This is a genomic window from Ralstonia nicotianae (assembly GCF_018243235.1).
In the GTDB taxonomy this organism is placed as follows: domain Bacteria; phylum Pseudomonadota; class Gammaproteobacteria; order Burkholderiales; family Burkholderiaceae; genus Ralstonia; species Ralstonia nicotianae.
This window is the reverse complement of record NZ_CP046674.1, coordinates 2,024,002-2,042,946: the sequence shown is the minus strand read 5'-3', so window position 1 is coordinate 2,042,946 and position 18,945 is coordinate 2,024,002. Positions and strand designations below refer to the sequence as shown.

Annotated in this window: 14 protein-coding genes, 2 tRNA genes and 3 rRNA genes; 13 read left to right on the top strand and 6 right to left on the bottom strand. The window is 62.7% G+C overall.

All coding sequences use genetic code 11. From position 1 onward, the window contains the following. Positions 1 to 21 precede the first annotated feature (21 nt). From GO999_RS09215 to GO999_RS09170, 10 genes are all read left to right on the top strand, one after another. Positions 22 to 597: a hypothetical protein gene (locus GO999_RS09215; RefSeq protein ID WP_020749223.1), complete on the top strand. Its 576-nt coding sequence runs from the start codon at positions 22 to 24 to the stop codon at positions 595 to 597. Then, positions 572 to 2,191, top strand: a complete 1,620-nt coding sequence (guaA, locus tag GO999_RS09210) for a glutamine-hydrolyzing GMP synthase (RefSeq protein ID WP_016727244.1) — start codon at positions 572 to 574, stop codon at positions 2,189 to 2,191. Before GO999_RS09215 ends, guaA begins: the two co-directional genes overlap by 26 nt. Positions 2,192 to 3,087: 896 nt before the next feature. Further along, positions 3,088 to 4,623 (top strand): 16S ribosomal RNA (locus GO999_RS09205). A 59-nt stretch (positions 4,624 to 4,682) separates the two neighbouring features. Beyond that, positions 4,683 to 4,759: transfer RNA gene (locus tag GO999_RS09200), tRNA-Ile, on the top strand. Positions 4,760 to 4,795: 36 nt separating this feature from the next. Beyond that, positions 4,796 to 4,871, top strand: a tRNA-Ala gene (locus GO999_RS09195). A gap of 254 nt (positions 4,872 to 5,125) precedes the next feature. Next, a 23S ribosomal RNA gene (locus GO999_RS09190) occupies positions 5,126 to 8,004 on the top strand. A gap of 119 nt (positions 8,005 to 8,123) precedes the next feature. Further along, a 5S ribosomal RNA gene (gene rrf / locus GO999_RS09185) occupies positions 8,124 to 8,236 on the top strand. The 16S, 23S and 5S rRNA genes sit together here with 2 tRNA genes alongside, the layout of an rRNA operon. A gap of 375 nt (positions 8,237 to 8,611) precedes the next feature. Next, the gene (locus GO999_RS09180) at positions 8,612 to 8,821 is read left to right on the top strand and encodes a ribbon-helix-helix protein, CopG family (protein ID WP_011001381.1); all 210 of its coding nucleotides are present in this window, start codon (positions 8,612 to 8,614) and stop codon (positions 8,819 to 8,821) included. Further along, positions 8,818 to 9,084, top strand: a complete 267-nt coding sequence (locus GO999_RS09175; protein WP_011001382.1) for a hypothetical protein — start codon at positions 8,818 to 8,820, stop codon at positions 9,082 to 9,084. The genes GO999_RS09180 and GO999_RS09175 overlap by 4 nt, the downstream gene beginning before the upstream one ends. 186 nt (positions 9,085 to 9,270) lie before the next feature. Next, positions 9,271 to 10,637, top strand: a protein-coding gene (locus GO999_RS09170; protein ID WP_089190850.1) for an IS3 family transposase whose coding sequence is annotated in 2 segments (ribosomal slippage) — positions 9,271 to 9,745 and positions 9,745 to 10,637 — 1,368 coding nt in all. Because the reading frame shifts where the segments join, the coding sequence is not laid out codon by codon here. A gap of 92 nt (positions 10,638 to 10,729) precedes the next feature. On the opposite strand, the gene pcaQ is transcribed toward GO999_RS09170, so the two are convergent. Continuing rightward, positions 10,730 to 11,689 carry a pca operon transcription factor PcaQ gene (gene pcaQ, locus GO999_RS09165; RefSeq protein WP_020831949.1) on the bottom strand — a complete coding sequence of 320 codons (960 nt, stop codon included), beginning with the start codon at positions 11,687 to 11,689 and terminating at the stop codon, positions 10,730 to 10,732. 98 nt (positions 11,690 to 11,787) lie between these two features. Here pcaQ and pcaH point away from each other — a divergent pair, with 98 nt between their 5' ends. The 3 genes from pcaH to thpR all read left to right on the top strand — a co-directional run bounded on the left by pcaH (position 11,788) and on the right by thpR (position 13,967). Then, positions 11,788 to 12,528 (top strand): protocatechuate 3,4-dioxygenase subunit beta, encoded by a 741-nt coding sequence (gene pcaH, locus GO999_RS09160; RefSeq protein WP_011001390.1) that lies wholly within the window; start codon positions 11,788 to 11,790, stop codon positions 12,526 to 12,528. Beyond that, on the top strand, positions 12,525 to 13,223 hold the full coding sequence (gene pcaG / locus GO999_RS09155) for a protocatechuate 3,4-dioxygenase subunit alpha (protein WP_019718855.1): 699 nt from the start codon (positions 12,525 to 12,527) through the stop codon (positions 13,221 to 13,223). The genes pcaH and pcaG overlap by 4 nt, the downstream gene beginning before the upstream one ends. A 147-nt stretch (positions 13,224 to 13,370) precedes the next feature. After that, positions 13,371 to 13,967, top strand: coding sequence for an RNA 2',3'-cyclic phosphodiesterase (thpR, locus tag GO999_RS09150; protein ID WP_249215014.1), 597 nt, complete (start codon positions 13,371 to 13,373; stop codon positions 13,965 to 13,967). 12 nt (positions 13,968 to 13,979) lie between these two features. Here thpR and GO999_RS09145 read toward each other — a convergent pair whose 3' ends face one another. The 5 genes from GO999_RS09145 to GO999_RS09125 all read right to left on the bottom strand — a co-directional run bounded on the left by GO999_RS09145 (position 13,980) and on the right by GO999_RS09125 (position 18,662). Next, positions 13,980 to 14,708: a DsbA family protein gene (locus GO999_RS09145; RefSeq protein WP_197361969.1), complete on the bottom strand. Its 729-nt coding sequence runs from the start codon at positions 14,706 to 14,708 to the stop codon at positions 13,980 to 13,982. A 225-nt stretch (positions 14,709 to 14,933) separates the two neighbouring features. Then, positions 14,934 to 16,136: an MFS transporter gene (locus GO999_RS09140; RefSeq protein WP_071507715.1), complete on the bottom strand. Its 1,203-nt coding sequence runs from the start codon at positions 16,134 to 16,136 to the stop codon at positions 14,934 to 14,936. Then, complete coding sequence (locus GO999_RS09135; protein ID WP_211906157.1) at positions 16,133 to 17,470, bottom strand: type II toxin-antitoxin system HipA family toxin; 1,338 nt, start codon at positions 17,468 to 17,470, stop codon at positions 16,133 to 16,135. The genes GO999_RS09140 and GO999_RS09135 overlap by 4 nt, the downstream gene beginning before the upstream one ends. Before the next feature lie 3 nt (positions 17,471 to 17,473). After that, the gene (gene relB, locus GO999_RS09130; RefSeq protein ID WP_028853251.1) at positions 17,474 to 17,719 is read right to left on the bottom strand and encodes a type II toxin-antitoxin system RelB family anti-toxin; all 246 of its coding nucleotides are present in this window, start codon (positions 17,717 to 17,719) and stop codon (positions 17,474 to 17,476) included. Between the two features lie 103 nt (positions 17,720 to 17,822). Further along, positions 17,823 to 18,662: an isocitrate lyase/PEP mutase family protein gene (locus GO999_RS09125; protein WP_016725278.1), complete on the bottom strand. Its 840-nt coding sequence runs from the start codon at positions 18,660 to 18,662 to the stop codon at positions 17,823 to 17,825. Positions 18,663 to 18,945: the final 283 nt, after the last annotated feature.

Below are 18,945 nucleotides of genomic sequence, written 5' to 3'. Positions count from 1 at the left end.
CACCCGCAACTGGAGACGATGATGAAAGCGCTTTTGCGACTCGTTCTGTTTCTGGATGCGGCTGTCGCGCTGTGCGTCGGTCTCGTCCTGCTGGCGTCCCCGCTGTCGTCCGTCTTCGGCGCGCTGCAGGTGCCGCAGCCGGATCCGGCGATGTACGGCCAGTTGCTCGGCGTGACGCTGCTCGGCCTGGCCTGGTTGCTGTGGCACGCCACCGTCAATGGGCAGTTGACCACCGCCGTGGCACAGGTGGTCGGCCATGTGAACCTGGCGGTGGCCGTGCTGGTGATCGCCTGGCTGCTGTTCTTCCATCTGCCGGTGGACGGCGCGGGCCGCATCTGGCTGCCGACCTTTGCCGCCGTGCTGGCGCTGTTTGCCGCCGTGCAGATTCCGGCCTCGCGCCGCGTGCGCCACACCGAGCGCGAACGGGCCACGAAGGCCCGCGAAGAGGCGGCCGCCACGCGTGAACGCGAACGCGCGGGCGCCGAGCGCAAGGAACCCGCCTATATGCCGCCGCCGGGCTACGGCCCCGGCACCGAAGTCGACACGATTGCCGATTCTCTCCCTCCACAACATGCACGACAAAGTCCTCATCCTTGATTTCGGCTCGCAGGTCACGCAGCTGATCGCGCGGCGTGTCCGCGAAGCGCACGTCTACTGCGAGATCCATCCGAACGACGTGTCCGACGCCTTCGTGCGCGAGTTCGCACCCAAGGCCATCATCCTCTCCGGCAGCCACGCCAGCACCTACGAAGACCAGGATCTGCGTGCCCCGCAGGCGGTATGGGACCTGGGTGTGCCGGTGCTCGGCATCTGCTACGGCATGTTCGCGATGACGGTGCAGCAGGGCGGCAAGGTGGAAGCCAGCGCGCACCGCGAGTTCGGCTATGCCGAAGTGCGCGCGCATGGCCATACCCGTCTGCTGGACAGCATCGAAGATTTCCGCACCCCCGAAGGCCACGGCATGCTGAAGGTGTGGATGAGCCACGGCGACAAGGTCACCGAGATGCCGCCGGGCTTCAAGCTGATGGCCTCCACGCCGAGCTGCCCGATCGCCGGCATGGCCGACGAGGCGCGCGGCTATTACGCCGTGCAGTTCCACCCGGAAGTCACGCACACCGTGCAGGGCCGCGCGCTGCTTGAGCGCTTCGTGCTCGAGATCGCCGGCGCCAAGCCGGACTGGATCATGCGCGACCACATCGAAGAGGCGGTCAAGTCGATCCGCGAGCAGGTGGGCGACGAAGAGGTGATCCTGGGCCTGTCGGGCGGCGTCGATTCGTCGGTGGCCGCGGCGCTGATCCATCGCGCCATCGGCGACCAGCTGACGTGCGTGTTCGTCGATCACGGCCTGCTGCGCCTGAACGAAGGCCAGATGGTGCTCGACATGTTCGAGGGCCGGCTGCATGCCAAGGTCGTGCACGTCGATGCGTCCGAACAGTTCCTTGGCCACCTGACCGGCGTGACCGATCCGGAAGCCAAGCGCAAGATCATCGGCCGCGAGTTCGTCGAAGTGTTCCAGGCCGAGGCCAAGACGCTGACCAATGCGAAGTGGCTGGCGCAGGGCACGATCTACCCGGACGTGATCGAATCGGGTGGCGCCAAGACCAAGAAGGCGACCACGATCAAGAGCCACCACAACGTCGGCGGCCTGCCCGAGACCCTGGGCCTGAAGCTGCTGGAGCCGCTACGCGACCTCTTCAAGGACGAGGTGCGCGAGCTGGGCGTCGCGCTCGGCCTGCCGCCCGAGATGGTGTACCGCCATCCGTTCCCGGGCCCGGGCCTGGGCGTGCGCATCCTGGGCGAGGTCAAGCGTGAATACGCGGATCTGCTGCGCCGTGCCGATGCCATCTTTATCGAAGAGCTGCGCGGCATCAAAGCCACCGCGCAGGACGCTGTCGCGGGCCTGTGCGCCGAAGATCAGGTCGGCAAGAGCTGGTACGACCTGACCAGCCAGGCGTTTGCGGTGTTCCTGCCGGTCAAGTCGGTTGGCGTGATGGGTGATGGCCGTACCTATGACTACGTGGTCGCCTTGCGCGCGGTGCAGACCACCGACTTCATGACGGCACACTGGGCGCACTTGCCGTATGCGCTGCTGGGCCGGGTGTCGAACCGCATCATCAATGAAGTGCGGGGCATCAACCGCGTGGTGTACGACGTGTCGGGCAAGCCGCCGGCCACGATCGAGTGGGAGTGATCCCAGTCTGTCGGATGACTGGCGCCCTTTGATCGGCATCGCCAAATTCCCAGCAATAAGGCGGTCCGGGTGACGGCACTGGAAGTGGTTGAAATTACCGCTTCCAGTGCCGTTGTCACATGGAGCGGGCGATGCCGAGCCTGGTTGTGTTGCCGATGCAGAGGTAGTGCATCGCATTGTCATGATGGCCCTTGTCGCGGCGATCCAACCTGGTCCCCGGTGGGGTGCCAGAGTTGGAGGGAAGGTTGGGGCCTCTCAGCCCTGTTGGTGCGATCAACGTCTTGGATCGTCGCGTGCCGTAAGTCAGCGTCCAAATGTCCGAGTTCCTGACTCAGGTATATCTGGAGTCACTTCTCCCTGATTTCTGCCCGAAAACGTAGGTGGGCATTGGGTTTGTGGGCAATCCCGGTGAGCTGTCATTCGCTCGTCACAACAAAGGTGTTGCCAAGTAGTGGAAAGGTCTCTAGTATTCGCCCCTCGCTGCACGACGCAGCGCTGAAGCGAAAGCGAAAGCGCAGGGGTCGAGGTGGTGGAGAAGCAGTAATGATGCGGGTTTCTGGTCGGCGAGGTGGTAGGAGCCGATAGGAGTTCGAGGCGGTTGGCAGCGAGTTGACGGATAAAAAATCTTCGACAAGTTGTTGACGGCAGCGAAAAAGCTCTGCATAATCTCATTTCTCTGCTGCAGACAACGCAGCGACGCGATGAACAAAGTTGATCGCGCAGTTCTTTAACAAACAAACAGCCGATAAGTGTGGGCGCTTGATGACGGATGCGGCGGACGCGAGTTCGCTAGCTTACAAGTTATGAAGTGCTCGCACAGAAGTAAGGTTTGAACGAGAGTTCAAGTCAGATTCTGAGAGTGAGCGACCGCTCGTAAAGAGCGAAAACAGCAGATTGAACTGAAGAGTTTGATCCTGGCTCAGATTGAACGCTGGCGGCATGCCTTACACATGCAAGTCGAACGGCAGCGGGGGTAGCTTGCTACCTGCCGGCGAGTGGCGAACGGGTGAGTAATACATCGGAACGTGCCCTGTAGTGGGGGATAACTAGTCGAAAGACTAGCTAATACCGCATACGACCTGAGGGTGAAAGTGGGGGACCGCAAGGCCTCATGCTATAGGAGCGGCCGATGTCTGATTAGCTAGTTGGTGGGGTAAAGGCCCACCAAGGCGACGATCAGTAGCTGGTCTGAGAGGACGATCAGCCACACTGGGACTGAGACACGGCCCAGACTCCTACGGGAGGCAGCAGTGGGGAATTTTGGACAATGGGGGCAACCCTGATCCAGCAATGCCGCGTGTGTGAAGAAGGCCTTCGGGTTGTAAAGCACTTTTGTCCGGAAAGAAATCGCACTGGTTAATACCTGGTGTGGATGACGGTACCGGAAGAATAAGGACCGGCTAACTACGTGCCAGCAGCCGCGGTAATACGTAGGGTCCAAGCGTTAATCGGAATTACTGGGCGTAAAGCGTGCGCAGGCGGTTGTGCAAGACCGATGTGAAATCCCCGGGCTTAACCTGGGAATTGCATTGGTGACTGCACGGCTAGAGTGTGTCAGAGGGAGGTAGAATTCCACGTGTAGCAGTGAAATGCGTAGAGATGTGGAGGAATACCGATGGCGAAGGCAGCCTCCTGGGATAACACTGACGCTCATGCACGAAAGCGTGGGGAGCAAACAGGATTAGATACCCTGGTAGTCCACGCCCTAAACGATGTCAACTAGTTGTTGGGGATTCATTTCCTTAGTAACGTAGCTAACGCGTGAAGTTGACCGCCTGGGGAGTACGGTCGCAAGATTAAAACTCAAAGGAATTGACGGGGACCCGCACAAGCGGTGGATGATGTGGATTAATTCGATGCAACGCGAAAAACCTTACCTACCCTTGACATGCCACTAACGAAGCAGAGATGCATTAGGTGCTCGAAAGAGAAAGTGGACACAGGTGCTGCATGGCTGTCGTCAGCTCGTGTCGTGAGATGTTGGGTTAAGTCCCGCAACGAGCGCAACCCTTGTCTCTAGTTGCTACGAAAGGGCACTCTAGAGAGACTGCCGGTGACAAACCGGAGGAAGGTGGGGATGACGTCAAGTCCTCATGGCCCTTATGGGTAGGGCTTCACACGTCATACAATGGTGCATACAGAGGGTTGCCAAGCCGCGAGGTGGAGCTAATCCCAGAAAATGCATCGTAGTCCGGATCGTAGTCTGCAACTCGACTACGTGAAGCTGGAATCGCTAGTAATCGCGGATCAGCATGCCGCGGTGAATACGTTCCCGGGTCTTGTACACACCGCCCGTCACACCATGGGAGTGGGCTTTACCAGAAGTAGTTAGCCTAACCGCAAGGAGGGCGATTACCACGGTAGGGTTCATGACTGGGGTGAAGTCGTAACAAGGTAGCCGTATCGGAAGGTGCGGCTGGATCACCTCCTTTAAGAGCGTGCATCCTAGTTAGGCGTCCACACTTATCGGTTTGTTTGATGTTACAGCCAAGGGTCTGTAGCTCAGGTGGTTAGAGCACCGTCTTGATAAGGCGGGGGTCGTAGGTTCAAGTCCTACCAGACCCACCAAGTTACGGGCGGCGGAGAGCGATCTTGCCGTGAACTGGGGGATTAGCTCAGCTGGGAGAGCACCTGCTTTGCAAGCAGGGGGTCGTCGGTTCGATCCCGTCATCCTCCACCAACACCTTGTGGTAGCCAAACGCAAGCATCGAGAGATCGGTGTTTGCGTTTGGCATTGCCAAGACGAGTAGTAACTCGGCTGTTCTTTAACAATATGGAATGTAGTAAAGGTGTCGCGGCGCGTTGATGAGGCGCGCAATTTAAACGCGACACTGGGTTGTGATTGTATCAACCAGTATTACGAGTGATCGAAAGACCGCTTGGAATACGGCACAACGCGAGAACTCAGCCTATAGCGAGACATACTCGTTATAGGGTCAAGCGAATAAGTGCATGTGGTGGATGCCTTGGCGATCACAGGCGATGAAGGACGTAGTAGCTTGCGAAAAGCTGCGGGGAGCTGGCAAACGAGCTTTGATCCGCAGATGTCCGAATGGGGAAACCCGGCCCGTATGGGTCATCCCTTGCTGAATACATAGGCAAGGGAGGCGAACGCAGTGAACTGAAACATCTAAGTAGCTGCAGGAAAAGAAATCAACCGAGATTCCCAAAGTAGTGGCGAGCGAAATGGGAACAGCCTTGTACTCTTTAGCAGTATTGTTAGCGGAACGGAATGGAAAGTCCGGCCATAGTGGGTGATAGCCCCGTACGCGAAAACAGTATTGTGGAACTAGGTGTACGACAAGTAGGGCGGGACACGTGAAATCCTGTCTGAAGATGGGGGGACCATCCTCCAAGGCTAAATACTCGTGATCGACCGATAGTGAACCAGTACCGTGAGGGAAAGGCGAAAAGAACCCCGGGAGGGGAGTGAAATAGATCCTGAAACCGCATGCATACAAACAGTCGGAGCCTGGAAACGGGTGACGGCGTACCTTTTGTATAATGGGTCAGCGACTTACATTCAGTGGCAAGCTTAACCGATTAGGGAAGGCGTAGCGAAAGCGAGTCCGAATAGGGCGTTCAGTCGCTGGGTGTAGACCCGAAACCAAGTGATCTATCCATGGCCAGGTTGAAGGTGCGGTAACACGTACTGGAGGACCGAACCCACTAACGTTGAAAAGTTAGGGGATGAGCTGTGGATAGGGGTGAAAGGCTAAACAAACTTGGAAATAGCTGGTTCTCTCCGAAAACTATTTAGGTAGTGCCTCGTGTCTCACCTTCGGGGGTAGAGCACTGTCATGGTTGGGGGGTCTATTGCTGATTACCCCGCCATAGCAAACTCCGAATACCGAAGAGTGCAATCACGGGAGACAGACATCGGGTGCTAACGTCCGGTGTCAAGAGGGAAACAACCCAGACCGCCAGCTAAGGTCCCTAAGATTGGCTAAGTGGGAAACGAAGTGGGAAGGCTAAAACAGTCAGGAGGTTGGCTTAGAAGCAGCCACCCTTTAAAGAAAGCGTAATAGCTCACTGATCGAGTCGTCCTGCGCGGAAGATGTAACGGGGCTAAGCCAGTCACCGAAGCTGCGGATGCACGTAAGTGCATGGTAGGAGAGCGTTCTGTAAGCCTGTGAAGGTGTCTTGTAAAGGATGCTGGAGGTATCAGAAGTGCGAATGCTGACATGAGTAGCGATAAAGGGGGTGAAAGGCCCCCTCGCCGTAAGCCCAAGGTTTCCTACGCAACGTTCATCGGCGTAGGGTGAGTCGGCCCCTAAGGCGAGGCAGAGATGCGTAGCTGATGGGAAGCAGGTTAATATTCCTGCACCGTCGTATGATGCGATGGGGGGACGGATCGCGGAAGGTTGTCCGGGTGTTGGAAGTCCCGGTCCCTACATTGGAGATGGCACTTAGGCAAATCCGGGTGCGTGATTCAAGGGTGTGGGGCGAGCGACGTTAGGTCGCGAAGCAATTGGAAGTGGTTCCAAGAAAAGCCTCTAAGCTTCAGTCATACGAGACCGTACCGCAAACCGACACAGGTGGGCGAGATGAGTATTCTAAGGCGCTTGAGAGAACTCGGGAGAAGGAACTCGGCAAATTGGTACCGTAACTTCGGGATAAGGTACGCCCTTGTAGTTTGACTGGCTCGCGCCAGAAGGATGAAGGGGTTGCAATAAAATGGTGGCTGCGACTGTTTAATAAAAACACAGCACTCTGCAAACACGAAAGTGGACGTATAGGGTGTGACGCCTGCCCGGTGCCGGAAGATTAAATGATGGGGTGCAAGCTCTTGATTGAAGTCCCGGTAAACGGCGGCCGTAACTATAACGGTCCTAAGGTAGCGAAATTCCTTGTCGGGTAAGTTCCGACCTGCACGAATGGCGTAACGATGGCCACACTGTCTCCTCCCGAGACTCAGCGAAGTTGAAGTGTTTGTGATGATGCAATCTCCCCGCGGCTAGACGGAAAGACCCCATGAACCTTTACTGTAGCTTTGCATTGGACTTTGAACCGATCTGTGTAGGATAGGTGGGAGGCTTTGAAACCGGGACGCTAGTTTCGGTGGAGCCGACCTTGAAATACCACCCTGGTTTGTTTGAGGTTCTAACCTTGGCCCGTGAATCCGGGTCGGGGACAGTGCATGGTAGGCAGTTTGACTGGGGCGGTCTCCTCCCAAAGTGTAACGGAGGAGTTCGAAGGTACGCTTGGTACGGTCGGACATCGTACCTAAAGTGCAATGGCAAAAGCGTGCTTAACTGCGAGACCGACAAGTCGAGCAGGTGCGAAAGCAGGACATAGTGATCCGGTGGTTCTGTATGGAAGGGCCATCGCTCAACGGATAAAAGGTACTCTGGGGATAACAGGCTGATACCGCCCAAGAGTTCATATCGACGGCGGTGTTTGGCACCTCGATGTCGGCTCATCTCATCCTGGGGCTGTAGCCGGTCCCAAGGGTATGGCTGTTCGCCATTTAAAGAGGTACGTGAGCTGGGTTTAAAACGTCGTGAGACAGTTTGGTCCCTATCTGCCGTGGGCGTTGGAATCTTGACGGGGGCTGCTCCTAGTACGAGAGGACCGGAGTGGACGTACCGCTGGTGTACCTGTTGTCTCGCCAGAGGCATCGCAGGGTAGCTATGTACGGAAGAGATAACCGCTGAAAGCATCTAAGCGGGAAACTCGCCTGAAGATGAGGATTCCCTGGAGACTTGATCTCCCTGAAGGGTCGTTCGAGACCAGGACGTTGATAGGCTGGGTGTGGAAGCGCAGTAATGCGTTCAGCTAACCAGTACTAATTGCCCGTGCGGCTTGATCCTATAACCGGTATGTTTCCGGCTGGGTCTGCCTTGTGCCTGATACACGCAAAAGCACAACCCCAAACTACATTCCATATTGGCGGCGTTGACCCTGAAGTCAGCGACGCGACAAGTCATAGCCTGGTGACCATAGCGAGTCGGTACCACCCCTTCCCATCCCGAACAGGACCGTGAAACGACTCCGCGCCGATGATAGTGCGGATTCCCGTGTGAAAGTAGGTCATCGCCAGGCTCTCCATCAAAACGCCCCAACCCTTACCGGTTGGGGCGTTTTACTTTGGGCGGCCAAACCTCGCAATCTCTCGACCTCTGCACACAACAAAGAGCCTCCTCTCGCGGGCGGCCCGGCATAGCGCTCGCAGATCCGCGTTGCGCACCCCACAAAGGCCCTTGAAGCAGGGGATCTTACGGGTCAGCGGCCCGTTTGCTGCCGGAGGTGCTGCTGGTCGGGCTGCGTGCATCGCCGGGCCTTCGGCTGGCATATATCAGGCGGATCACTTTCTGTAAGTGTTGTTTCCGGCAGCTTGCGTTACGGTGGCTATGGCGGTCCGGCGTGATGCGTGGAAATGGTGTATAAACGACGCATCAACGCCGTATGGAGGTGGCCATGAGCGTCCGATTCAATGTGGTGCTATCCGACGATCTCAACCGGGAAATCGACCGGGTGGCAGAAGAGACGGAAACCAACAAGAGCGAGATCCTGCGCAAGTCGCTGCAGCTATTTCTGGCGGCACGGGAGGGCAAGCGTCGCGGGCTCAAGCTTGGGCTCGTTGAACCGACCACGGAGAAGCTACAGACGGAGATTATCGGTCTGTGAGCACGATCGACCTGAACAATCCGCCGCCCAATCACAACTACAAGGTCTCGGTCGAACGCGAGGAAACGGCCGGCGAGCGGTGGGTGCGGCTGACCAAGGACTTGGCTCTGTTCTTTGCGGCACTGCTGGTGTTCGGCATGATCGTGTTGCTGTGCTATCGCGCGTTGTCGTCGCCGCAGACGTCGGCGGAAGAGAAGAAGTGGGCCATGTCGGTGCTCACGGCGGCGGCTGGCGGCATCATTGGTTATCTGATCCGTAAATGACCGGAAACTCTCTTGCTCGCACATGCATAGCCCGCATGACGCGAAATGCCGTTCAGTTAAGCATGACTTGGCAGGCTCGCGGCAACGAGAGCTGAGTCAACAACAGGGAAAAAGGCCGCTCCGACATCAATCGTATGAACTGCACCCCAAAAGTTGGACATCTGTTCAACCTTTGGGGTGTTTTTCATGGCGAAGTATGAAGAGGCGTTCAAGCGCCAAGTAGTTCAGGAGTATTTGAGGGGGGCCGTTGGGACCGCAGGGCTGAGCCAGAAGTACGGGATAGGCCGTTCTGTGATCCGGCGCTGGATCAACGCGTGGCAGCGCCATGGGAAATCCGGACTACGCAAGAAGCATGAAGCGTATAGCGCCGAGTTCAAGCTGACGGTGCTGCAGCGCATGTGGCGCGACGAGTTGTCCTATCAGCAAGTCAGCGCTGTGTTCGATTTGCGTGAGGCTGGCGGCGTCAGCCGCTGGGACCGCCAGTATCATGAGGGCGGTTTCGACGCCCTACAGCCGCGCCGCAAAGGCGGGGCACCCATCATGTCCCAGTCCAAGCAAGATCCCCAACCCGCTGCGCAGCCGGCTCAAGACGAGCGCTCGCGCGAGGATTTGCTCAAAGAGAACGAGTGTTTGCGCGCGGAGGTGGCGTACCTAAAAAAGTTAGATGCCCTGCTGCGTGCCAAACAGCAGCAGGCACCAAAGAAAAAGCGCAAGTCGTGAGTGCGCTGCGTGAGCGGCATTCATTGTCGAGCTTGCTCAAGGCCGCGAATCTCGCACGCAGCACGTACTACTACCAGATGGCGACAAGCCAGGCAGAGGATCGTCACGGCGCGCTCAAGGAGCGCATTCAGCACATCTATGCCCAGCACAAGGGCCGATATGGCTACCGCCGGATCACGGCGACGCTCCGTCGGGCAGGGACGTTGGTGAATCACAAGACCGTACAGCGATTGATGTCGGCGCTACAGTTGAAGTCACTCGTGCGGCCGAAGAAATACCGCTCTTACCGCGGGCAAGTCGGGCGGGTTGCTCCCAATCTGCTACAGCGCGAGTTTGAGGCGAGCAAGCCGAACGAGAAGTGGGTAACGGACGTGACGGAGTTCAACGTCGGCGGCAAAAAGCTGTACCTGTCGCCCGTCCTGGACCTGTACAACGGAGAGATCGTCGCCTGGCAAACCAGTGAACGACCTGATTACACGCTGATCCGGGAGATGCTCGACAAGGCGTTGCGCAAGCTGCGCCCGTGCGAGACGCCGATGCTGCATTCGGATCAAGGCTGGCCGTATCAAATGGCAGCGTATCGTCGCAAACTGGCCGCGCGAGGCCTGCGCCAGAGCATGTCCCGCAAAGGCAACTGCCTAGACAATGCGGCAATGGAAAGCTTCTTCGGCACACTCAAGTCAGAGTGCTTCCGGTTAGAGCGCTTCGCGGACATCGACCAACTGCGACGCGCCATTGCCGAATACATCCGGTACTACAATCACGAGCGCATCAAGATCAAGCTAAAAGGGCTGAGCCCTGTGCAATACAGGACTCAGCCCTTGGCCGCCTAAATTACCCGTCCAACTTTACGGGGTCAGTTCATTTTGCCTTGACCGTGCACAGCTCGTCAGCCGCTGTGTATGCAAGAGGCGTAGCCTACCGGCTAGCGGAGTGTCGCGTTGGTTTGTACTTGGCTTGCCAGCACGGTCATGAACGCCGTAGCCAGTTCGCCGGGCGTATCGGCGCTGCGCCGTAGCAGGCCGACCGGCTCCTTGGTGGCGGAGGTCGGCAAGTCCAGCCGTACCAGCCAGCCATGCTCCATGTCGTCGCGAGCGGCGCGCTCGGGCGTGATCCAGACGGCGTCGGAGCGGCAGGCTAATAGCCGTGCAACCGATACGGAGAGGGTCTCCGTTACGCCGGGTGGCAGGCGCAGCCCGTGCGTCTGGAATAGCGCTTCGGTGTGGTGGCGTGGCACGGTGCCGGGTGGGGAGATCACCAGCGGGTAGTCCAGGACCGCCGGCAGCGATGCCGAGGCGCCGGGTTCGGCCATCAGGGGATGGTCGGGGCGCACCACCAGCGCCAGTGGCTCGGCATATAGCAATTCGAAGGATAGCCCCTGCATCATGGCCGGCTCGGCCATGCGACCGACCACCAGATCCAGTTCGCCGGCCTTGAGCGCCGCCAGCAGGTCGGCATTGGTGCCGGTGCGCAGGCGCACGCCGGCGTGCGGGCGCAGCGCATGCAGCTGGGCGATGGCCTCGGGCAACAGGCCGCTCGCCACGGTGGGCAGGGCACCGATTTCAAGTACTGGTGGTGTCGGTTCGCCGGTGCTGCCCAGGGCGGCGGCGGCGGCATCCAGCGCTTGCGTGGCGCCCACCGCATAGCGCAGGAAGTGCTCGCCGGCGGCGGTCAGGCGCGCGCCATGGCGTCCACGCTCGACCAACTGCGCGCCCGACAGTGCTTCCAGTTCGCCCAGGGTCTTGGAGACGGCCGGCTGGCTCAGGTGCAGCCGTTCGGCGGCACGGCGCAGGTTGCGCTCCTGGGCGATGGCGACGAAGCAGCTGAGATGGCGGAAGCGGATGCGTGATTGCAGCACCTCACCGGAAGCGGCGGGATTTTCCATAACGTCTGGTTATCGATTTTTCGATCAGAAGTCAATTTACTTCACTTTTTTGCCGCTATACAGTGGCTTCAGATCGATTCGATTTCAGGAGACGCCCCATGACGATCCCGTATTCGGGCACCGGCGAATTCGCCCAGCGCGACACCGCGCTGCATCCGCCTGCGCTGACCCCCGGCTACAAGACCAGCGTGCTGCGCTCGCCGCGCAACGCGCTGATCTCGACACTCAATACGCTGTCGGAGACCACCGCGCCGGTCTTCCACGCTGACGACCTCGGCTCGCTCGACAACGACCTGATCCTCAACTATGCCAAGGACGGCTTGCCTATCGGTGAGCGCATCATCGTGCACGGCTATGTGCGAGACGAATTCGGCCGCCCGGTGCCCAACGCGCTGGTCGAGGTGTGGCAGGCGAACGCCGGCGGCCGGTATCGCCACAAGAAGGACCAGTACATCGCGCCGATCGACCCGAACTTCGGCGGCTGCGGCCGTATGCTGACGGACGCCAACGGCTACTACGCCTATCGCACCATCAAACCGGGCCCGTATCCGTGGCGCAATCGCATCAACGATTGGCGGCCTTCGCACATCCATTATTCGCTGTGCGGCGATGGCTGGGCGCAGCGCCTGATCACGCAGATGTATTTCGAGGGCGATCCGCTGATCGCGCAGTGCCCGATCATCCGGACCATCCCCAATGAGGCGCAGGTGCGCGGCCTCATTGCGCTGCTCGACACGGCCAACCATGTGCCGCTGGATGCCCGCTGCTACCGCTTCGACATCACGCTGCGCGGCCGCCGCGCCACGCATTTCGAGAACGCCTTGGCCGGAGCCCGATGATGACGATGACCACGCTGCGGGAATCCCTGGAACGCACCCAGGCGATGGCCCCGACCACGACCCCGCCGTTCGTGCACTACGACGAGACCGCCTCGCAGACGGGCGGCCCGTATGTGCACATCGGCCTGGCGCCGCGCCAGGCGGGGTTCGATATCTACGAGAAGGCATTCGGCAATGTGCTGACCACGTCTGCCACGCGCGGCGAGCACATCAAACTGGAAGGACGGGTCCATGACGGCTCCGGCACGCTGGTGCGCGACGTGCTGATCGAGATCTGGCAGGCCAATGCCGACGGCAAATATGCGCACCCCGGCGACCGCCAGGATAAGCCCATCGACCCGGCCTTCCGGGGCTGGGGCCGCACCGGCGCCGATTTCGACACGGGCATCTATCGTTTCGAGACCATCAAGCCCGGTGCCGTGGCGGGGCGCGGTGCCGCGGTGCAGGCACCGCACATCTGCATGGTGCTGTTCGCGCGCGGCATCAACCTGGGGCTGCACACCCGCGTGTACTTCAGCGACGAGGCCGAGGCCAACAGCCGCGACCCGGTATTGACCGGCATCGAGTGGGAAGTGCGCCGCCAGACCCTGATCGCCCGGCGCGACGAACGCAACGGCGAGGTGGTCTACACCTTCGACGTGCGCCTGCAGGATACGCCGGACGGCGGCGCCGAAACGGTCTTCTTCGATATCTGAGCGCCGCACTGGTGACATGGACGCCCGGCAGTTGCGCACTGCCGGGCGCTTGTCTGTGCGCCGATCGCGCATCATGAATCATGGGCAGGATGTCATCTGGCCGTCGATAATGGACAGGTTCCGACTCACGCGCCATGCCATTCTGATGTGACCCAACTTACGCTGCCCGGATTCGAAGCGATACCGCAGGTGCCCGCGCACCGCCTGTTCCTGGCGGTCAAGCCCGATGCGGATGCGGCCAGACGCATCGCGCAGCGGGTCGCGCTGCTGCGGCCGGACGTCGGCTTCAAGGCCAGGCCGCTGCGCGTGGAGCGGCTGCACGTCACGCTGCATCACCTGGGGGATTTCGTCGAACTGCCGGACACCCTGGTGGCGCGTGCCTGCGAGGCCGCGGCCGGCGTTGCGCTGCCGCCGTTCGAGGTGATATTCGACCAGGTGGTGAGCTTCCACGGCCGGCGCGACCACCGGCCCTTCGTCCTGACGGGCGGTGTCGGCCTGCATGCCTTGATCGACTTCCAGCATGCGCTGGGCGCTGCGCTCGAGCGCGCCGGGCTGCGTGTTCCGCAGGCGCGCTTCGTGCCGCACGTGACCCTGCTGTACGACCGCGGCGGCTTTGCGCCGAAGCCGATCGAGCCGATCAGCTGGACGGTGCGCGAGTTCGTGCTGATCGACAGCTGGCTCGGCAGGACGCGCTATGACGAGAAAGGGCGATGGCCGCTGCGGGAGGGCGGCCTATCGTCCTGAGCGTCGGCCGTGTCAGGCGGATGTGCCGGGCAGTGCGCAGCTGTCGGGGCCGCAGGCCGGCGCGGCTTCATGCACGCCGGCTGCCGCGGGCGTCGCGGTGCCGGCCGCGAGATGCTGTGCCAGCGCCTGCGCCCAGGCCTCGGGACGGCCCAGCCATGCGCCGGCATCCACCACGCCCATCCGGCCCTCGCCGTCTTCCAGCACGAAGGTGGGGTAACCCTGGCCGCCCACGCGATCGAGCAGGCGCCGGCTGGCGGCGATGTGCTGCTGCGTGAGCGCACCGGACTGCCGTGCGCATTCGGCATCGAACACGTCGGCGGGCAGGCCGAGGTCGACGGCCAGTTCGCGCAGGACCGGCGCATCGGCGATGCGCCGGCCTTCTTCATAGTGCGCGCGCTGCACCCTGTGGATCATGTCGAGGCCGCGTCCGCCAATGGCCTGTGCCGCCAGCGCCGCGGTGATCGGCGGTTCGGAGTCCATCACGGCTGTGGTGTCGCGCAGCAGGCCCTCGAAGTAGGGCGTGCCGAAGGGCTGGCCGGTCAGCTCGGCGATGCGGTGGTCGTGCGGCATCACGTAGCTGCGCCATTGCGGCGTCACAGCGCGGCGGTTGGGGCCGGCCAGCATGCCGCCGCCGTGGAAGGCGACGGCGAGGCCCGGTACCGTGCGGGCCGCTTCCACCAGCGGCGCGGCGCCGTAGCACCAGCCGCACAGCGGGTCGAAGATGTAGTGCAAGGTTGCCATCTGGCGTCTCCAGGATTGTGCAGGGTGCCCGTCGGGTGCCGCGCGTTGCAGTTTGGGGCGATGCCGCGTCTGCTCAAGCTTTCATGGGCGCGATGTTCGTGCCGAGGCGGCATGTCGATCTACGGGCGCGGTGCGGCGGCAGTGTACTGCAAGGTGCCGGCTGGCCGAGCGAGCTGGATTGTCTGGCGGCGTGGTTTCAGCGGCTGCCGAGCGCCGCCTGGGCGGTCAGCGCGACGCCGCCTGCCACGGGCGGCCGATGGCGAGCAGGGCCAGTGCCAGTCCGCAGAACACGGCGCCGGCGTGGAAGGTGGCGGCGGCGCCGTGGGCATCCCACAGCCAGCCGGCCAGGGCGCTGGCTACCAGCATGGCGATGCCGCTGACCAGGTTGAAGGCGCCGTAGGCGGTGCCGCGCAGGTCGGCGGGGGCGGTGTCGGCCACCATGGTGGCCAGCAGCCCCTGCGTGATGCCCATATGGACGCCCCACAGCGCGACGCCCGCCAGCACGGCGCCCCAGTGGTCGGTGGCGCCGAGCACGAGGTCCGCGGCGATCAGCACGACGAGGCCCAGCGCCAGCAGACCGGTATGGCTGACGCGGTCCGACAGCTTGCCGAACGGATAGGCGGACAGCGCATAGACCACGTTCATCGCCACCATCACTAGCGGCACCAGCGCGATCGGCACGCCGCCCCGCTGGGCGCGCAGCACGAGAAACGCTTCGCTGAAGCGGGCGAGCGTGAAGACGGCACCGATGGCGACGACCCACCAGTAGGCGCGGGTGAGCCGCCGCAGGTTGGCGCGGCGGATCGGGTTGGCGCGGTGCGTGGCCGCGCGGGCCGCCGGTTCGCGCAGGCCGAAGGCCAGCAGCGCCACCGAGAGCAGGCCCGGCACCACGGCCACCCAGAACACCGCGCGGAAATCGTTCGCCCACCGCAGCATGAGCCCGACCGCCAGCAGCGGCCCGAGGAACGCGCCCACGGTGTCGAGCGATTGCCGTAGCCCGAAGGCCGCGCCGCGCAGTTCCGGCGGGGCGATGTCGGCGACTAGCGCATCGCGCGGTGCGCCGCGCACGCCCTTGCCGACGCGGTCCAGCAGCCGCGCCGCCAGCACGAGGCCCGCGGTGGGCGCCAACGCGAACAGCGGCTTGGACACGGCGCCCAGCGCGTAGCCGAACACCGTCAGTCCCTTGCGTCTGCCGAGGTAGTCGCTGAGCGCGCCGGAGAAGATCTTGACGATCAGTGCCGTCGATTCGGCCAGCCCTTCGACGAGGCCGACCGTAAGCGCGCTCGCGCCCAGCGCCGAGACCATGAACATCGGCAGCAGGCTGTGGATCATCTCGGAGGCGACGTCCATCAGCAGGCTGACGCCACCCAGAACCCAGATGCCGGGCGGCAGGCGGCGCAGGACGTCGGGGCGCGGGTCTGCGGTCATGGGGTGACGGACGCCAGTTCGTTGAGAAAGCGCTCGGCCTGCGCGAGCACGCCGGTGCGCACGCTGCTCCAGACCCGGCCCGAGAAGTCGGGCGGCAGGATCGCCTCGACCCGCTCGAGACCCGCCGGCACGCGCTCGACCAGCGCCTGCATGTCGGCGAACGCGTCCGGCACGCCGGATTGCGCCGCCAGCGCCTGCCAGTGGCGCACGTGGATGTCGGCCAGCCGCGCATGCGCGTTCTTGCCGCGCAGGGCCATCGCCAGCCGCGCGCGATAGGGCGACAACTGGTTCGGCCCGTCGCCCATGATCGGCCAGACCGAGAGCACGTCGTACAGCGGCGTCATGCGGAAGCGCCCGCCGCGCCCGATCGCCAGCGAGAAGTTCTTCGCGTGCCCGTCGGTGGCGGCCAGCAGCCAGAAGGCAAGTTGCGCCAGCACGAAGCGGCGCTTGTCGTCGATGGCGTGTTCGGACGCGGACAGCAGGTCGAGGCAGGCGCGCATGCCGGGGCCGCCGTCGTTTTCGTATTTGCGGTGCGCGGGCGTGCCGGTGGCCTGGCAGAAGTCCTCCTGCGGCAGGCGCGCGATCCAGGCGTTACCCGGCATCCAGCGACGGTCGAAGCGCTCGACCGCCAGCACTTTGCTGGTGCCGAAGCGGGCGATCTCGGTGCGCGCCACCTCCAGCCCCCAGGCCGCCAGCAGCTGCGCGCACAGCCATTCGTTGTCGACCGAGTCCTGCATGTCGGCGCGGATGTTGCCGATCAGCCCCAGCGGCAGCTTGAGGATGTGCGTGGTGGGCGTGGCGCCCAGCGGCCGGTGCCAGGCATCGCCGATGCGCAGCAGGGCGGTTTTCTCCTGCGCGCCGGCAATGGAGATGCGGAAGGCGTCGGGGTCGCCGGCGTCCTCGCCCAGCGCGGGCGTGGCGGTGAGGTTGCGCAGCAGCGTGTCGACCTGGCTGTCGGTGAGCGGCTCGCTGTCGATGCGATCGTAGCCGGTGGGGGCCATGCCGGGCGGCAGCAGTTGCACGGCGCCCACGCAGTCGCGGCCGATGGCGGCCAGCAATTCGGCGGCATCCGTGGAGGCGAGGCCGAAGCGGCGCCGCACGCGCTCGCGGATGGGCTGGGCCTCGGGCAGCAGGTTGTCGAAGTAGTCGTCGACCACCTGGCCGCGCAGCTCGGGCACACCGGCCGGGATCGGCAGCGACAGCGACAGCGGCCGCATGTTGGGCGAGCGCAGCCAGGCGTCGTCATAGCGCAGGATCGGCACGCCGGCGCGGCTGGCGGTCCAGATGCCGACATGCTCGCCGTTCATCCACAGATGCAGTTCGGGATGCGCCATGGCTTACCAGTCGGCGGGCGCGGCGGCGGCGGGCGCGGACGTGCGCAGCGTCAGCTGCGCGCCGAGCGCGTGCAGGATGCGCAGCAACTGCTCGAAGCCGACCGCGCCCGGGTCTTTTTCGATGTCGGCGATGCGGTTCTGGCTGACGCCCAGCAGTGCGCCTAACTGGGCCTGCGTGAGTCCGCGCGCCTTGCGCAACGATTTCAGATGCGCCGACAGCTGCGGCGCCGAGGAGAGCAGGGACTCCATGGATATCACCCCAAGACGATATTTGTAATTTATCGCTTTGAGGCGATAAATGCAAGATATCGCCGTTGGGCGATCACTGCGTCGTACCGTTCCGGGGTGCGATTCAGGCAAGCGTCGGGGCAAACGGCGCAAACAGGCCGTTGAGCCTGGCTGTGCCCGCGGCATCGTGCGCGAAGGAGAACGTCCCCGTGGCGCGGAGTTCCTCGGCGGCGCGCAGGAAGGCGCCCAGCGCCGCGCGGGCCAGGGCGCCGCCCACGCTGACGCGCTTGACGCCCAGCGCCGCCAGTTCGGCCACGCTCAGGTTGCCGTCGGCAAAGCCCATCATCACGTTGACGGGGCGATCGACCTCGCGCAGCACGGTGGCGATTTCTTCATGCGTCTTCAGGCCGGGTGCGTAGAGCACATCGGCGCCCGCGTCCTGGTAGGCCTGCAGGCGGCGGATGGTGTCGGCCAGGTCGTTGCGGCCGTGCAGGTGGTTCTCCGCCCGTGCGGTGAGCGTGAAGGGGAAGGACAGCGAACGGGCGGCTTCGACGGCGGCCCGTATCCGCTCGGCCGAGGCTTCGAGCGAATAGATGGGCGCGTCGGCCCGGCCCGTGGCATCTTCGATCGAACCGCCGACGATGCCGGTCGCGCCCGCCAGGCGGATGGTCTCGGCCACCGTCTGGGGATCGTCGCCGAAGCCGTTCTCCAGGTCGGCGGCCACGGGCAGGTCGGTGGCGGCGGCCAGGTCCGCCACGTGCGCGAGGATGGCATCGCGGCCGGCGCCGTAATCCGGCAGCCCGCGCGAGAACGCGAAGCCGGCGCTGGTGCTGGTGAGCGCCTCGAAGCCCAGCACCGCCAGCAGGCGGGCCGAGCCCGGGTCCCACGGGTTGGGAATGACGAAGGCGCCGCTGCGTTCGTGCAGGGTGCGGAAGGCCTGGGCTTTTTCGGTCTGGGTCGGCATGGTGGGTCGAGGGGTGTCGGGGGAGGTGCGGTACGCCGCGCGGCGGCACTGGCGAGTGCGTCGTCCAGGCGGTCGTTGCCCCGGAACATCGCGTCGCCGACAAAGAACGTGGGAGCGCCAAAGATGCCACGAATCTGCACGGCGTGGGCGATGGCGATGTGGGTCTTCGGGGCGTGGCTGACGCCGGAGGGCGCGTTCCCGGTTGTGATGCTGGCGTCCTTCTGCGGGGTGTCCCGATTTGTGAAACAATACCGGGTTGATCACTGGTACGGTTTGCGCGGGA

Excerpts from the sequence above, each read along its gene's own strand:
- pcaG (WP_019718855.1), top strand. The coding sequence starts at position 12,525 with ATGATGACGATGACCACGCTGCGGGAATCCCTGGAACGCACCCAGGCG.
- pcaQ (WP_020831949.1), bottom strand. The coding sequence starts at position 11,689 with ATGGAAAATCCCGCCGCTTCCGGTGAGGTGCTGCAATCACGCATCCGC.
- GO999_RS09145 (WP_197361969.1), bottom strand. The coding sequence starts at position 14,708 with ATGGCAACCTTGCACTACATCTTCGACCCGCTGTGCGGCTGGTGCTAC.
- pcaH (WP_011001390.1), top strand. The coding sequence starts at position 11,788 with ATGACGATCCCGTATTCGGGCACCGGCGAATTCGCCCAGCGCGACACC.
- guaA (WP_016727244.1), top strand. The coding sequence starts at position 572 with ATGCACGACAAAGTCCTCATCCTTGATTTCGGCTCGCAGGTCACGCAG.
- GO999_RS09180 (WP_011001381.1), top strand. The coding sequence starts at position 8,612 with ATGAGCGTCCGATTCAATGTGGTGCTATCCGACGATCTCAACCGGGAA.
- GO999_RS09125 (WP_016725278.1), bottom strand. The coding sequence starts at position 18,662 with ATGCCGACCCAGACCGAAAAAGCCCAGGCCTTCCGCACCCTGCACGAA.
- relB (WP_028853251.1), bottom strand. The coding sequence starts at position 17,719 with ATGGAGTCCCTGCTCTCCTCGGCGCCGCAGCTGTCGGCGCATCTGAAA.
- GO999_RS09140 (WP_071507715.1), bottom strand. The coding sequence starts at position 16,136 with ATGACCGCAGACCCGCGCCCCGACGTCCTGCGCCGCCTGCCGCCCGGC.
- GO999_RS09135 (WP_211906157.1), bottom strand. The coding sequence starts at position 17,470 with ATGGCGCATCCCGAACTGCATCTGTGGATGAACGGCGAGCATGTCGGC.
- GO999_RS09215 (WP_020749223.1), top strand. The coding sequence starts at position 22 with ATGAAAGCGCTTTTGCGACTCGTTCTGTTTCTGGATGCGGCTGTCGCG.